Origin of the sequence: Pseudomonas sp. IzPS59, assembly GCF_014863505.1 — a bacterium.
GTDB lineage: Bacteria > Pseudomonadota > Gammaproteobacteria > Pseudomonadales > Pseudomonadaceae > Aquipseudomonas > Aquipseudomonas kribbensis.
This window is the reverse complement of record NZ_CP062251.1, coordinates 384,219-397,160: the sequence shown is the minus strand read 5'-3', so window position 1 is coordinate 397,160 and position 12,942 is coordinate 384,219. Positions and strand designations below refer to the sequence as shown.

Genomic DNA, 12,942 nt, shown 5'->3' with positions numbered 1-12,942 from the left:
AGGCCACAGGCAAACAGCCCCGGGCACTTAGCTCGGTCGATAAACGCGCACATTGGCATGCCCCTCACTGAGCAAATGGTGAGCATGCAGGCGACTCATCACGCCTTTGTCGCAATACAGCAGGTACTGGCGAGTAGGGTCCAGTTCCTTGAAACGTGCGTTCACTGCATAGAACGGCATCGTCTGTACTTCTATGCCCTCGAGTTCCAGCGGCTCATCCTCGGCGGCATCCGGGTGACGGATGTCGATGACGATCTGGCCGGCCAGTGCCTCGCTGACTTCTTCGATTTGCAAATCCTGGCCCAATTCGTCGATCACCCGATCGATCGGCACCAGTCTGGCGTTTGCGAGCGCACGCTCGAGCACCGCCATGTCGAATTCCTGCTCTTCGTGTTCGACCCGGCCACGCTTGGCGGCGGTTTTCGGATTGACCGAAATGACCCCGCAGTACTCCGGCATGTGCCGGGCGAAATCGGCGGTGCCGATTTCGTTGGCCGTGTCGATGATGTCCTGCTTGTGGGCGACGATCAGCGGACGCAGGACCAGTTTGTCGGTCACGCAGTCGATCACCGACAGGTTCGGCAGCGTCTGGCTCGACACCTGGGAGATCGCCTCGCCGGTGACCAGCGCATCAATGTGCAGGCGCTCGGCGATGGCCGAGGACGCGCGCAACATCATACGCTTCAATACGACGCCCATATGACTGTTATCGACCTTGCCGAGAATTTCGCCCAGGACTTCTTCAAATGGAACACTGACAAATAGCACGCGTTGCGAGCTGCCGTACTTCTTCCAGATGAAATGCGCGACTTCCATCACGCCCAGTTCGTGGGCACGACCGCCCAGATTGAAGAAGCAGAAGTGCGCCATCAGGCCGCGACGCATGATCTGGTAGGCCGCAACCGTCGAGTCAAAGCCTCCGGACATCAATACCAGCGTCTGCTCCAGCGCACCGAGCGGGTAGCCGCCGATGCCATTGTGCTGGCTGTGGATGACAAACAACCGTTTGTCGCGAACTTCGATGCGGACTTCGATTTCCGGCGCTTTCAGGTCGATTCCGGCGGCACCGCACTCACGGCGCAGCTTGCTGCCGACGTATTTTTCGACGTCCATCGAGCTGAATGCATGCTTGCCCGCACGTTTGCAGCGCACCGAGAAAATCTTCCCGGCCAGCGCATCGCCGTAGTGCTGCTTGCACTTCTCGGTGATGTCGTCGAAGTCGCCTAGCGGGTACTCGTCGATCTGCAGAAAGTGCGCGATGCCCGGCATGCAGGTCAGGCGCTCGCCCATCTCTTTCAGGGCCTTGGGATCGGTCACGCGGGTTTCCAGCTCGAGATTGTCCCACACGCCGTTCACCACCACGGCCGGGTCCAGGTCGCGGAGCACGGTGCGGATGTTCTTGGCCAGCTGGCGGATGAATTTCGTCCGGACAGGTCGGCTTTTGATGGTGATCTCGGGGAAGACTTTTACGATTAGTTTCATGAAAACAGCGCGCGCTGGGCCAGCCGAAAAAGGGGGGCGCGGATTATAGCGGAAATTGCTCAAGGTTTAACCAGTTAATATGCAGAAGGTTTTGCATGCACCAAAACGGGTCATTTTCGACTTATGGCGCTACATTAAAGGGCGAGATTTTCAGCCTTTATGCGTTTCGCACCTTAATAAGCGTGAATTTGGGGCAAAAAACCCATGCTGGGGCACTGGCATGCAATTTGCTCCCTTGTGAGGCAGGTTGCCTTGGCAGAGTATTCGCGCCGGCATCACCAACATTTAAGGGCATCCACTACCAGCCCTAAGCCACCCGGAGGACACTATGTCGAAGTCGGTTCAACTCATCAAAGATCATGACGTCAAGTGGATTGATCTGCGCTTCACGGACACCAAAGGCACTCAGCACCACGTGACCATGCCGGCTCGCGATGCGCTGGAAGACGACTTCTTCGAAGTTGGCAAGATGTTCGACGGTTCCTCCATCGCTGGCTGGAAAGGCATCGAAGCCTCCGACATGATCCTGCTGCCGGACGACGAAACCGCCGTTCTGGACCCGTTCACCGAAGAGCCGACCCTGATCCTGGTCTGCGACATCATCGAACCTTCGACCATGCAGGGTTACGATCGCGACCCGCGCGCCATCGCCCACCGCGCCGAGGAATACCTGAAGACCACCGGTATCGGTGACACCGTATTCGCAGGTCCAGAGCCTGAGTTCTTCATCTTCGACGAAGTGAAGTTCAAGTCCGACATCTCCGGCTCGATGTTCAAGATCTACTCCGAGCAAGGCTCGTGGATGTCCGACCAGGACGTGGAAGGCGGCAACAAGGGCCACCGTCCAGGCGTGAAAGGCGGCTACTTCCCGGTTCCGCCGTTCGACCACGACCACGAAATCCGTACCGCCATGTGCAACGCACTGGAAGAAATGGGTCAGACCGTTGAAGTTCACCACCACGAAGTGGCAACTGCCGGTCAAAACGAAATTGGTGTCAAGTTCAACACCCTGGTGAAGAAAGCTGACGAAGTTCAGACTCTGAAATACGTTGTCCACAACGTGGCCGATGCCTATGGCCGCACCGCGACCTTCATGCCGAAGCCTCTGTACGGCGATAACGGTTCGGGTATGCACGTTCACATGTCCATCGCCAAAGATGGCAAGAACACCTTCGCTGGTGAAGGTTATGCCGGCCTGTCCGAAACCGCCCTGTACTTCATCGGCGGTATCATCAAGCACGGTAAGGCCCTGAACGGCTTCACCAACCCGGCCACCAACTCCTACAAGCGTCTGGTGCCAGGTTTCGAAGCGCCGGTAATGCTGGCCTACTCGGCTCGCAACCGTTCCGCCTCGATCCGTATTCCTTACGTCAACAGCCCACGCGGCCGTCGTATCGAAGCACGTTTCCCGGATCCGGCTGCCAACCCGTACCTGGCTTTCGCAGCACTGCTGATGGCCGGTCTGGACGGTATCCAGAACAAGATTCACCCAGGCGATGCTGCTGACAAAAACCTGTACGACCTGCCGCCTGAAGAGGCGAAAGAGATCCCGCAAGTTTGCGGCAGCCTGAAAGAAGCCCTGGAAGAGCTGGACAAGGGCCGCGCGTTCCTGACCAAGGGCGGCGTGTTCTCCGACGACTTCATCGATGCCTACATCGCGCTGAAATCCGAAGAAGAAATCAAGGTCCGCACCTTCGTACACCCACTGGAATATGAGCTGTACTACAGCTGCTGATCCGGTAGCGCTGCGCTACGCGGCGTGACAAAAGAGAGGCCTCCTTCGGGAGGCCTTTTTTATTGCCCGGATGTTTACCGCCCGAGCCATCCCCGCCCGACTGGCCTATGCTGCAACCCATCGTTTTCGTTTCCGGTCGATTTCATGGGTCGCACCTTTCTCTACATCCTGCTGCTGATCGCCCTGCCCGTCGCTGCACAGATCTACAAGTACACCGACGCCAACGGCAATACGGTGTACAGCGATCACTCGCCGGACGGCGTGAAGGCACAGGCGGTGGAGTTGCCGCCGCTCAACAGCGTCCAGCCTCAGGCACCGAGTGCGCCGTCACCGGACACGGCCAGCCGTGCTCCTGCGCGCAATGCCTATGAGGTGCTGGAACTGACCGGCCTGCCCACCGAAGAAGCCCTGCGCGCCAACAACGGCACGTTCACCGTCAGCGTGCTGATCAAGCCGCGCCTGCAACCGCCGCATCAATTGCGTCTGTTGCTGGACGACGCGCCTTACGGCCAGCCGAGCAATGTTCCGATCATGCAACTGGTGAACGTCGACCGTGGCGAGCATCGGCTGGCGGTTCAGGTGATCGATGGCGAGGCGATCATTCAGCAGAGTCCGGCTGTGGTCTTTACCGTGCAGCGGGTGCACAAGCCATGACTCGCGGATTGATTGCCGTGTGTCTGGCCCTGTTTGCGCTTGGCGCATCCGCCGAGGTCTTCACTTATGTCGATTCCCAGGGCAATCGGGTCTACACCGACCAGCCACGCGGCAACGCCAAGCGTGTACCGCTGGCCACCAGCAATCGAATGGCTTCCAACCCGACCGGGGCGGCGCCCATCACCACGGCGAAAAAATCACCGGAGCAACCGCTGTTCCGCTACGACATGCTGCGGGTGCTGGTTCCCGAGCCGGACGCGACCATTCGCAGCAGCGCCGGCGAATTGATCGTCAGCATCACCAGCGAACCCGGCCTGCAAAAAGGTCATCGCTATCGCCTGCTGCTGGACGGCCAGCCCACCGGCGAACCCGGACTGAGCCCGGTATTCCCGCTGAGCAATATCGATCGCGGCAGCCATAACCTGTCGGTGGAAATCCTTGATGCGCAGGACCGCATCGTCGAGCGCACCGCCAATCAGCCATTCCATATGCAGCGCATTTCGCTGGCACAGAAACGCCAGGTCAAACCCTGCACCACCGACGACTACGGCGTTCGCCCGGAATGCCCGCTGAAAGACAAACCCGTCGAACCGAAAAACCCCTTCCTGCGTTTCTTCTAACGCCGTTCAGCTTTGCGCACTATATTGGTGCAACAGTCTGCACCGTACTCACAATCCAACCCATTTTGGTTCGAAAGTACCCGCCAGGGCCGGCTGATCGCCACGCAAACGAGCGTCAAACGCCCGTTTCAGGGGATGAACGCTTCTTTTCGGAGCCTTGGTTTGGTTTTTGCATTTTCCTCGCACCGGCGCTTCGTTTCTCGCGCACGCCTTGCTCCAAAAGAGGTCCTGATGACCATAAGCGACGCACTCCACCGATTGCTGCTCGACAACCTGACCACCGCCACCATCCTGCTCGACGCCGAATTGCGCCTCGAGTACATGAACCCGGCGGCGGAGATGCTGCTGGCCATCAGCGGTCAGCGCAGCCATGGCCAGTTCATCAGCGAGCTGTTCACCGAATCCACCGAGGCGCTCAATTCGTTGCGCCAGGCGGTGGAACAGGCGCACCCGTTCACCAAGCGCGAAGCGATGCTCACCGCCCTCACCGGCCAGACCCTGACCGTCGACTACGCGGTGACACCGATCCTGAGCAGCGGCGCGACCCTGCTGTTGCTGGAGGTTCACCCTCGCGATCGCTTGCTGCGGATCACCAAGGAAGAGGCGCAGTTGTCGAAGCAGGAAACCAGCAAGATGCTGGTGCGCGGCCTCGCCCACGAGATCAAGAACCCGCTGGGCGGTATCCGTGGCGCCGCGCAATTGCTGGCCCGGGAGCTGCCGGAAGACAGCCTGCGCGACTACACCAACGTGATCATTGAAGAAGCCGACCGCCTGCGCAATCTGGTCGACCGCATGCTCGGCTCGAACAAACTGCCGTCGCTGGCCCTGTGCAACGTCCACGAAGTGCTGGAGCGCGTCTGCCAGCTGGTCGAGGCCGAAAGCCAGGGCTGCATCACGCTGGTGCGCGATTACGACCCGAGCATTCCGGACGTATTGATCGACCGCGAGCAAATGATTCAGGCCGTGCTGAACATCGTGCGCAACGCGATGCAGGCGATCAGCAGCCAGAACGAGTTGCGCCTGGGCCGCATCAGCCTGCGCACCCGCGCCATGCGCCAGTTCACCATCGGCCATATCCGCCATCGTCTGGTGACCAAGATCGAGATCATCGACAACGGCCCGGGGATTCCCGCGGAACTCCAGGAAACCATTTTCTTTCCCATGGTCAGCGGACGTCCGGACGGTACCGGACTCGGCCTGGCCATCACCCAGAACATCATCAGCCAGCACCAGGGCCTGATCGAGTGTGACAGCCATCCAGGCCACACCACCTTCTCGATCTTTCTGCCACTGGAACAAGGAGCCACATCGACATGAGCCGTAGTGAAACCGTGTGGATCGTCGATGACGACCGTTCTATCCGCTGGGTCCTGGAAAAAGCCCTGCAACAGGAAGGCATGACCACCCAGAGCTTCGACAGTGCCGATGGCGTGATGAGCCGCCTGGCCCGCCAGCAGCCGGACGTGATCATCTCCGACATCCGCATGCCGGGTGCCAGCGGTCTGGATCTTCTGGCGCGGATTCGCGAGCAGCACCCACGACTGCCGGTCATCATCATGACCGCTCACTCCGATCTGGACAGCGCTGTCGCCTCCTATCAGGGCGGCGCCTTCGAATACCTGCCCAAGCCGTTCGACGTCGACGAAGCGGTGTCGCTGGTCAAACGCGCCAACCAGCACGCCCAGGAGCAGCAAGGCCTGGAAGTGGTGCCGGCCCTGACCCGCACCCCGGAAATCATCGGCGAAGCGCCGGCGATGCAGGAAGTGTTTCGCGCCATCGGGCGCCTGAGCCACTCCAACATCACCGTGCTGATCAACGGCGAATCCGGCACTGGTAAAGAACTGGTGGCCCACGCCCTGCATCGTCACAGCCCGCGGGCGGCTTCACCGTTCATCGCGCTGAACATGGCAGCGATCCCGAAGGATCTGATGGAGTCCGAGCTGTTCGGCCACGAGAAAGGCGCGTTCACCGGCGCAGCCAACCTGCGTCGCGGGCGTTTCGAACAGGCCGATGGCGGCACGCTGTTCCTCGATGAAATCGGTGACATGCCGGCAGATACCCAGACCCGACTGCTTCGGGTGCTGGCCGACGGCGAGTTCTATCGTGTCGGCGGGCATGTGCCGGTCAAGGTTGATGTACGGATCATCGCGGCGACTCACCAGAATCTGGAAACCCTGGTTCACGCCGGGAAATTCCGTGAGGACTTGTTCCACCGCCTCAACGTGATCCGCATCCACATCCCGCGCCTTTCGGACCGCCGCGAAGACATCCCGACCCTGGCCAAGCACTTCCTCAGCCGCGCCGCGCAAGAATTGGCGGTGGAGCCGAAGCTGCTGAAAAGCGAGACCGAGGAATACCTGAAGAACCTGCCATGGCCGGGCAACGTGCGGCAGCTGGAAAACACCTGTCGCTGGATCACGGTGATGGCGTCCGGGCGTGAAGTGCACATCGGCGACCTGCCGCCGGAGCTGCTGAGCCTGCCGCAGGATTCGGCGCCGGTGACCAACTGGGAACAGGCACTGCGCCAGTGGGCCGACCAGGCCTTGGCACGTGGCCAGTCGAGCCTGCTCGACAGCGCGGTGCCGGCGTTCGAGCGGATCATGATCGAGACAGCGTTGAAGCACACTGCCGGGCGTCGCCGTGACGCTGCGGTGCTGCTGGGCTGGGGCCGCAACACCTTGACCCGCAAGATCAAGGAGCTCGGCATGAAGGTCGATGGCGGGGATGACGACGAGGGTGATGAAGGCTGAGATTCAGTGCCGGCCTGCACCGCCGCAAGGCACCGTGACCCGTAATCGGGCACGGTCGCGGGCTTGAGCTTATGTCGCAACACGCTGAAAAAACCAGCCGATGAAAAGACGAAGGCCCCGTATTACGGGGCCTTCGTCATTGTGTCGGGCTTTTTTGTTTCAAAACGATAAAAACTGGCACGCCCCCTGCAATAACCCTTTCAGGTGATTCGATTCACCCACCCTTTCGGGGGCCTTGGTACAGGCAGGCCGGGGATTCCCCTCTTTACACCGGGCTCATCAAGCCCACCCTTTTGGGGCCCTTGATACAGGCAGGTCAGGGGTTCCTTCTTTACACCGGCTCAGCACGCCATGCGATGAGCCCGCCCGTTTCGGGAACCTTGGTACAGGCAGGCCGGGGATTCCCTCTTTTATTGCTCCCGGAGACGGATCTCCAGCCGCCAGCGGTCATCGACCGCCTGGCCGGCCCACTCCCCTTGCAGCGGCCGTGCCGCCAGCACCGTCAGCAGCAAACCACCGTCACTCAACCGAGTCCGCCAGTTTACGTCCTTGCCGTTGAGCTTCAACTGGCCCTTTTGTGCCTTGCCCTCGGCCTGAAACAACAAGGCGAGCGTGCCATCGACGATTTCGCCATGCAGCTTCGGCTCATTGTTGAACCAGACCGCCAGACCGCCATCGATCACCTCGACCTGTTGCAATACGCTGGGGTCGGGGGTGGTCAAGCGGCCGATCATCATCCCGACCATCAGACCGAAAATCGCCAGCGAACCCATGACTCGCGGGAATAGTTTCGAACGCGGGTCGGCTGGCGGCGTAGAATGCGCGTCATCTTTACCTTCGGAGCCGTGCATGTTTCACGTCATCCTTTTTCAACCGGAAATTCCACCGAACACCGGTAACGTTATCAGGCTGTGCGCCAACAGCGGCTGCCACCTGCATTTGATCGAACCGCTGGGCTTCGAGATGGACGACAAGCGCCTGCGTCGTGCCGGTCTCGACTACCACGAGTACGCCACGCTGCAGCGCCACGCCGACCTGGCCAGTTGTCTGGAAAGTCTCGGCAACCCACGGCTGTTCGCCTTCACCACCAAGGGTTCGCGACCGTTTCACGATGCCGCGTTCGTCCCGGGCGATGCCTTCATCTTCGGCCCGGAAAGCCGTGGCCTGCCGCCGGAAGTGCTGGATGCCCTGCCTGCCGAACAGCGCCTGCGTCTGCCGATGCGTGAAGGGTGCCGCAGCCTGAACCTGTCCAACACCGTGGCAGTGGCCGTGTACGAAGCGTGGCGGCAGAACGGCTTCAAGTAACGATCACCGCCCATGAAAAAAGCGCCTGTAACGGCGCTTTTTTCGTTGTTGCATCGACCGCTTACTGAACGGTCGGAGTCTCGCCGGCTTCCTGCATGCGCTGCAGCTCTTGCGCGTACAGGGCGTCGAAGTTCACCGGGGCCAGCATCAGGGCCGGGAACGAACCACGGGTCACCAGGCTGTCCAGGGTTTCGCGAGCGTACGGGAACAGGATGTTCGGGCAGAACGCACCCAGAGTGTGGCTCATCGAAGCCGCGTCCAGGTTCTTGATCAGGAAGATACCGGCCTGTTGCACTTCAGCGATGAAGGCGACTTCTTCACCGTTTTTCACGGTGACGGACAGGGTCAGCACGACTTCGTAGAAATCGCCTTCCAGCGCTTTCTGACGGGTGTTCAGATCCAGACCGACGGTCGGGTCCCACTGCTGGCGAAAGATCGCCGGGCTTTTCGGCGCTTCGAAGGACAGGTCGCGAACGTAGATGCGCTGCAAGGAGAATTGCGGTGCGGTTTCTTCTTCGCTGGCTGCAGTGTTCTGTTGGTCAGTCATCTCAGATCCTTTCTGATCTTGGGTCTTTTGGGTTCTTGGTGAGGTGCAGCAGTTCAGGCCTTGAGCAGCGCGTCGAGCTTGCCGGCGCGCTCCAGGGCGTACAAATCGTCACATCCGCCGACGTGGGTGTCGCCGATCCAGATCTGCGGCACGGACGTGCGTCCGGCTTTCTGGGCCATGGCGGCGCGCACTTGCGGCTTGCCATCGACCTTGATCTCTTCGAAGGCCACGCCTTTGTTCGCGAGCAGGTACTTGGCGCGCGAGCAGTAAGGGCAGTAATCGCTGGAGTAGACGATGACTTCGCTCATATCACTTCACCAGCGGCAGGTTGTCGCCTTTCCAGCTGGAGATCCCGCCGGACAGCTTGGCGGCGGTGAAGCCGGATTTCATCAGCTCGCGGGCGTGGGTGCCGGCGGTCTGGCCCAGGGCGTCGACCAGAATGATGGTCTTGGCCTTGTGCTTTTCCAGCTCGCCGATGCGGGCAGCCAGTTTGTCCTGAGGAATGTTCACCGCGCCAACGATGTGACCGGCGGCGTATTCCTTGCTCGGACGGATGTCCACCACCACGCCGGCTTCCTTGTTGACCAGTGCGGTCAGCTCGCCCGTGCTCAGGCTTTTACCGCCGCCCTGCACCGTATGCGCCAGCAGCAAAGCCAGCAGTACGACGAAGATACCGACAAGAATGTAGTGGTTAGTGGCAAATTCAATCAGGTGAGCAACCATCGAAGGAGGTTCCAGGGCGTTAAAATGTCGGCCAGTATACACAGCCACTATGGTCGGCCAAACCCCGTCCGGCGGTGACGCCGCAGGAACTTCGCTTTAAACTCCAACTCCCTTTTCCATCGCCCTCTTCTTTATTAGCCACGAGTGGATTCCATGACTACCACGCCTAAACCTTTGGTCCTGATGATTCTCGACGGCTTCGGTCACAGCGACAGCCCCGAATCCAACGCCGTCTTCGCGGCCAAAAAGCCTGTGCTGGATCGCCTGTGGGCCACCGTGCCGAACGGCCTGATCTCGGGCAGCGGCATGGACGTCGGTCTGCCGGACGGCCAGATGGGCAACTCCGAAGTCGGCCACATGAACCTGGGCGCCGGCCGCGTGGTGTATCAGGACTTCACGCGCGTGACCAAGGCGATCCGCGACGGTGAGTTCTTCGAGAACCCGACCATCTGCGCCGCTGTGGACAAAGCCGTGGCCGCCGGCAAGGCCGTGCATTTCATGGGTCTGCTGTCGGACGGCGGCGTTCACAGCCACCAGGATCACCTGATCGCCATGGCCGAACTGGCCTTCAAGCGTGGCGCCGAAAAAATCTACCTGCACGCCTTCCTCGACGGCCGCGACACGCCGCCGAAAAGCGCTGCTTCGTCGATTGAGCTGCTCGACGCGACCTTCCAGGCTCTCGGCAAGGGCCGTATCGCCAGCCTCATCGGCCGCTACTACGCCATGGACCGCGACAACCGTTGGGACCGCGTGTCCCAGGCCTACAACCTGATCGTTGATGGCAAAGGCGAATTCAACGCCGCCACCGCCCAGGAAGGCCTGGAAGCGGCCTACGCCCGCGGCGAGAGCGACGAGTTCGTCAAGGCCACCAGCATCGGTGAGCCGGTGACGGTCGAAGACGGCGACGCCGTGGTGTTCATGAACTTCCGCGCCGACCGTGCCCGCGAGCTGAGCCGTGTGTTTGTCGAAGACGGTTTCAAGGAGTTCGAGCGTGCACGCCAGCCAAAAGTGCAGTACGTCGGCCTGACCCAGTACGCCGCCAGCATCCCGGCCCCCGCAGCCTTTGCACCGGGCAGCCTGGAAAACGTGCTCGGCGACTACCTGGCGAAAAACGGCAAGACCCAGCTGCGTATCGCCGAAACCGAGAAATACGCCCACGTGACCTTCTTCTTCTCCGGTGGCCGCGAAGAACCGTTCCCGGGCGAAGAGCGCATCCTGATCCCGTCGCCGAAAGTCGCCACCTACGACCTGCAACCGGAAATGAGCGCGCCGGAAGTCACCGACCGCATCGTCGAGGCCATCGAGAATCAGCGCTACGACGTGATCGTGGTCAACTACGCCAACGGCGACATGGTCGGCCACAGCGGCGTGTTCGAAGCAGCGGTGAAAGCCGTGGAATGCCTGGACACCTGCGTCGGCCGCATCGTCGAAGCCCTGGAAAAGGTTGGCGGCGAAGCCCTGATCACCGCCGACCACGGCAACGTCGAGCAAATGGCCGACGAAGCCACCGGCCAGGCGCATACCGCGCACACCACCGAACCGGTGCCGTTCATCTATGTCGGCAAGCGTGACCTCAAGGTCCGTGAAGGCGGCGTACTGGCGGACGTGGCGCCGACCATGCTCAAACTGCTGGGCCTGGAAAAACCGGCGGAAATGACTGGCACTTCGATTCTGGTCTGATATCAAAAACGCCCTGTAATCAGCCTGAAACGGCTTTTTATGACGAACGCCTCAAAGCAGTTGGCTTTGAGGCGTTTTTTTTTGCCGCGTGGGGCGGGCATACTAGGCCGTCCCTTACCCTGGTGCCGCCCGCCCCTATGCTTCGCGTCCTGATCGCCCTCGCTCTGACATGCCTGCTCCAACCGGCCTTCGCTGACGAGCGTGCGCAAACCCAACAGCAGTTGGACGCCACGCGTCAGGACATCGCCGAGCTGAAAAAGCTGCTGGGCAAGCTCCAGGAAGAAAAATCCGGGGTGCAAAAGGAGCTCAAGGGCACCGAAACCGAGATGGGCAAGCTCGAAAAGCAGGTCGATGCCCTGCAAAAAGAGCTGAAAAAGAGCGAATCCGAGCTGCAGCGGCTCGATGCGGAGAAAAAAAAACTCCAGAGCGCGCGCACTGAACAGCAGCGACTGATCGCCATCCAGGCCCGCGCGGCCTATCAGAACGGCCGGCAGGAATACCTCAAGCTGCTGCTCAACCAGCAGAATCCCGAGAAATTCGCCCGCACCCTCACCTATTACGACTACCTGAGCCAGGCCCGCCTGGAGCAGCTGAAGAACTTCAACGAAACCCTGCGCCAACTGGCCAATGTCGAAAAGGACATTTCCTCGCAGCAAGCCCAGTTGCTGGTGCAGAAAAGCGACCTCGACACCCAGCGTGATGCCCTCGACAAGGTTCGCAAGGAGCGCCAGCAAGTGCTGGCCAAGCTCAATGACGACGTGAAAGCCCGCGACCAGAAACTGGCCGCCCGCGAGCAGGATCAGGCAGACCTGTCTAAAGTCCTTAAAACCATTGAAGAAACCCTGGCCCGCCAGGCCCGTGAGGCAGAAGAAGCGCGGCAGAAAGCGCTGATCGCCCAGCAGGAAGCCGAAAAAAAGCGTTTACGTGAGGCCCAGGCCCGCGCCGATGCGGACTCGGACACCAGCGACGCCCCACGCCCAAAAGCCAGACCAACCCCTGGCGCGCTGGTTTCCAGCAGCGGCGAGACGTTCGGCGGCCCATTTGCTGCCACTCGGGGAAAACTTCCATGGCCGGTTGATGGTCGACTGCTGGCACGCTTCGGTGAAACCCGTGGCGACGATGCCCGCACCAAGTGGGACGGTGTGATGATCAGCGCCGCCGCCGGCAGCCAGGTGCATGCCGTACACGGCGGGCGCGTGGTGTTTGCCGACTGGTTGCGCGGTGCCGGGCTGCTGGTGATCCTCGATCACGGCAACGGTTTTCTGAGTCTTTACGGTCATAACCAGACGCTGCTGAAGTCGGCTGGTGACGTGGTAAAAGCCGGTGAGTCCATCTCCACTGTCGGTAACAGTGGCGGGCAGGACACACCAGCGCTGTATTTCGCAATTCGTCAGCAGGGTCACCCGAGTGATCCGGCGCAATGGTGTCACGCGCAAGGATAAGCGC

General features: G+C 60.7%; 13 protein-coding genes. 8 read left to right on the top strand and 5 right to left on the bottom strand.

Annotated elements, in window-relative coordinates; translation table 11 throughout:
* Nucleotides 1-27 precede the first annotated feature (27 nt).
* Nucleotides 28-1,482, bottom strand: a complete 1,455-nt coding sequence (gene thiI, locus IF189_RS01790; RefSeq protein ID WP_085712783.1) for a tRNA uracil 4-sulfurtransferase ThiI — start codon at nucleotides 1,480-1,482, stop codon at nucleotides 28-30.
* A 328-nt stretch (nucleotides 1,483-1,810) separates the two neighbouring features.
* Here thiI and glnA point away from each other — a divergent pair, with 328 nt between their 5' ends.
* The 5 genes from glnA (at nucleotide 1,811) to ntrC (ending at nucleotide 7,241) form a co-directional block, all read left to right on the top strand.
* On the top strand, nucleotides 1,811-3,217 hold the full coding sequence (gene glnA / locus IF189_RS01785; protein ID WP_085712782.1) for a glutamate--ammonia ligase: 1,407 nt from the start codon (nucleotides 1,811-1,813) through the stop codon (nucleotides 3,215-3,217).
* 144 nt (nucleotides 3,218-3,361) lie between these two features.
* Nucleotides 3,362-3,871, top strand: a complete 510-nt coding sequence (locus tag IF189_RS01780; RefSeq protein WP_192552734.1) for a DUF4124 domain-containing protein — start codon at nucleotides 3,362-3,364, stop codon at nucleotides 3,869-3,871.
* Entirely contained in the window at nucleotides 3,868-4,491 is a 624-nt protein-coding gene (locus IF189_RS01775; RefSeq protein ID WP_085712780.1) for a DUF4124 domain-containing protein, read from the top strand. The genes IF189_RS01780 and IF189_RS01775 overlap by 4 nt, the downstream gene beginning before the upstream one ends.
* Nucleotides 4,492-4,722: 231 nt before the next feature.
* Nucleotides 4,723-5,808 (top strand): nitrogen regulation protein NR(II), encoded by a 1,086-nt coding sequence (glnL, locus tag IF189_RS01770; RefSeq protein ID WP_085712779.1) that lies wholly within the window; start codon nucleotides 4,723-4,725, stop codon nucleotides 5,806-5,808.
* Nucleotides 5,805-7,241, top strand: a complete 1,437-nt coding sequence (ntrC, locus tag IF189_RS01765; protein WP_085712778.1) for a nitrogen regulation protein NR(I) — start codon at nucleotides 5,805-5,807, stop codon at nucleotides 7,239-7,241. Before glnL ends, ntrC begins: the two co-directional genes overlap by 4 nt.
* A 410-nt stretch (nucleotides 7,242-7,651) precedes the next feature.
* On the opposite strand, the gene IF189_RS01760 is transcribed toward ntrC, so the two are convergent.
* Entirely contained in the window at nucleotides 7,652-8,092 is a 441-nt protein-coding gene (locus IF189_RS01760; protein WP_134825183.1) for a hypothetical protein, read from the bottom strand.
* Here IF189_RS01760 and IF189_RS01755 point away from each other — a divergent pair.
* Nucleotides 8,091-8,546 (top strand): tRNA (cytidine(34)-2'-O)-methyltransferase, encoded by a 456-nt coding sequence (locus tag IF189_RS01755; RefSeq protein ID WP_083367278.1) that lies wholly within the window; start codon nucleotides 8,091-8,093, stop codon nucleotides 8,544-8,546. The two genes, IF189_RS01760 and IF189_RS01755, sit on opposite strands and share 2 nt — an antisense overlap.
* A 61-nt stretch (nucleotides 8,547-8,607) precedes the next feature.
* Here the strand turns inward: IF189_RS01755 and secB are convergent, their stop codons facing one another.
* The 3 genes from secB to IF189_RS01740 are packed head-to-tail and all read right to left on the bottom strand — an operon-like array spanning nucleotide 8,608 to nucleotide 9,816.
* Nucleotides 8,608-9,093 (bottom strand): protein-export chaperone SecB, encoded by a 486-nt coding sequence (gene secB / locus IF189_RS01750; RefSeq protein ID WP_085712776.1) that lies wholly within the window; start codon nucleotides 9,091-9,093, stop codon nucleotides 8,608-8,610.
* A 53-nt stretch (nucleotides 9,094-9,146) separates the two neighbouring features.
* Nucleotides 9,147-9,401, bottom strand: a complete 255-nt coding sequence (gene grxC / locus IF189_RS01745; RefSeq protein WP_085712775.1) for a glutaredoxin 3 — start codon at nucleotides 9,399-9,401, stop codon at nucleotides 9,147-9,149.
* A 1-nt stretch (nucleotide 9,402) separates the two neighbouring features.
* On the bottom strand, nucleotides 9,403-9,816 hold the full coding sequence (locus IF189_RS01740) for a rhodanese-like domain-containing protein (protein WP_085712774.1): 414 nt from the start codon (nucleotides 9,814-9,816) through the stop codon (nucleotides 9,403-9,405).
* Nucleotides 9,817-9,969: 153 nt separating this feature from the next.
* Here IF189_RS01740 and gpmI point away from each other — a divergent pair, with 153 nt between their 5' ends.
* The gene (gene gpmI / locus IF189_RS01735; protein WP_134825182.1) at nucleotides 9,970-11,496 is read left to right on the top strand and encodes a 2,3-bisphosphoglycerate-independent phosphoglycerate mutase; all 1,527 of its coding nucleotides are present in this window, start codon (nucleotides 9,970-9,972) and stop codon (nucleotides 11,494-11,496) included.
* Between the two features lie 137 nt (nucleotides 11,497-11,633).
* Nucleotides 11,634-12,938, top strand: coding sequence for a murein hydrolase activator EnvC family protein (locus IF189_RS01730; protein ID WP_085712772.1), 1,305 nt, complete (start codon nucleotides 11,634-11,636; stop codon nucleotides 12,936-12,938).
* Nucleotides 12,939-12,942: the final 4 nt, after the last annotated feature.

Excerpts from the sequence above, each read along its gene's own strand:
- IF189_RS01730 (WP_085712772.1), top strand. The coding sequence starts at position 11,634 with ATGCTTCGCGTCCTGATCGCCCTCGCTCTGACATGCCTGCTCCAACCG.
- glnL (WP_085712779.1), top strand. The coding sequence starts at position 4,723 with ATGACCATAAGCGACGCACTCCACCGATTGCTGCTCGACAACCTGACC.
- gpmI (WP_134825182.1), top strand. The coding sequence starts at position 9,970 with ATGACTACCACGCCTAAACCTTTGGTCCTGATGATTCTCGACGGCTTC.
- ntrC (WP_085712778.1), top strand. The coding sequence starts at position 5,805 with ATGAGCCGTAGTGAAACCGTGTGGATCGTCGATGACGACCGTTCTATC.
- IF189_RS01755 (WP_083367278.1), top strand. The coding sequence starts at position 8,091 with ATGTTTCACGTCATCCTTTTTCAACCGGAAATTCCACCGAACACCGGT.
- IF189_RS01740 (WP_085712774.1), bottom strand. The coding sequence starts at position 9,816 with ATGGTTGCTCACCTGATTGAATTTGCCACTAACCACTACATTCTTGTC.
- IF189_RS01760 (WP_134825183.1), bottom strand. The coding sequence starts at position 8,092 with ATGCACGGCTCCGAAGGTAAAGATGACGCGCATTCTACGCCGCCAGCC.
- thiI (WP_085712783.1), bottom strand. The coding sequence starts at position 1,482 with ATGAAACTAATCGTAAAAGTCTTCCCCGAGATCACCATCAAAAGCCGA.
- IF189_RS01780 (WP_192552734.1), top strand. The coding sequence starts at position 3,362 with ATGGGTCGCACCTTTCTCTACATCCTGCTGCTGATCGCCCTGCCCGTC.
- grxC (WP_085712775.1), bottom strand. The coding sequence starts at position 9,401 with ATGAGCGAAGTCATCGTCTACTCCAGCGATTACTGCCCTTACTGCTCG.
- secB (WP_085712776.1), bottom strand. The coding sequence starts at position 9,093 with ATGACTGACCAACAGAACACTGCAGCCAGCGAAGAAGAAACCGCACCG.
- glnA (WP_085712782.1), top strand. The coding sequence starts at position 1,811 with ATGTCGAAGTCGGTTCAACTCATCAAAGATCATGACGTCAAGTGGATT.
- IF189_RS01775 (WP_085712780.1), top strand. The coding sequence starts at position 3,868 with ATGACTCGCGGATTGATTGCCGTGTGTCTGGCCCTGTTTGCGCTTGGC.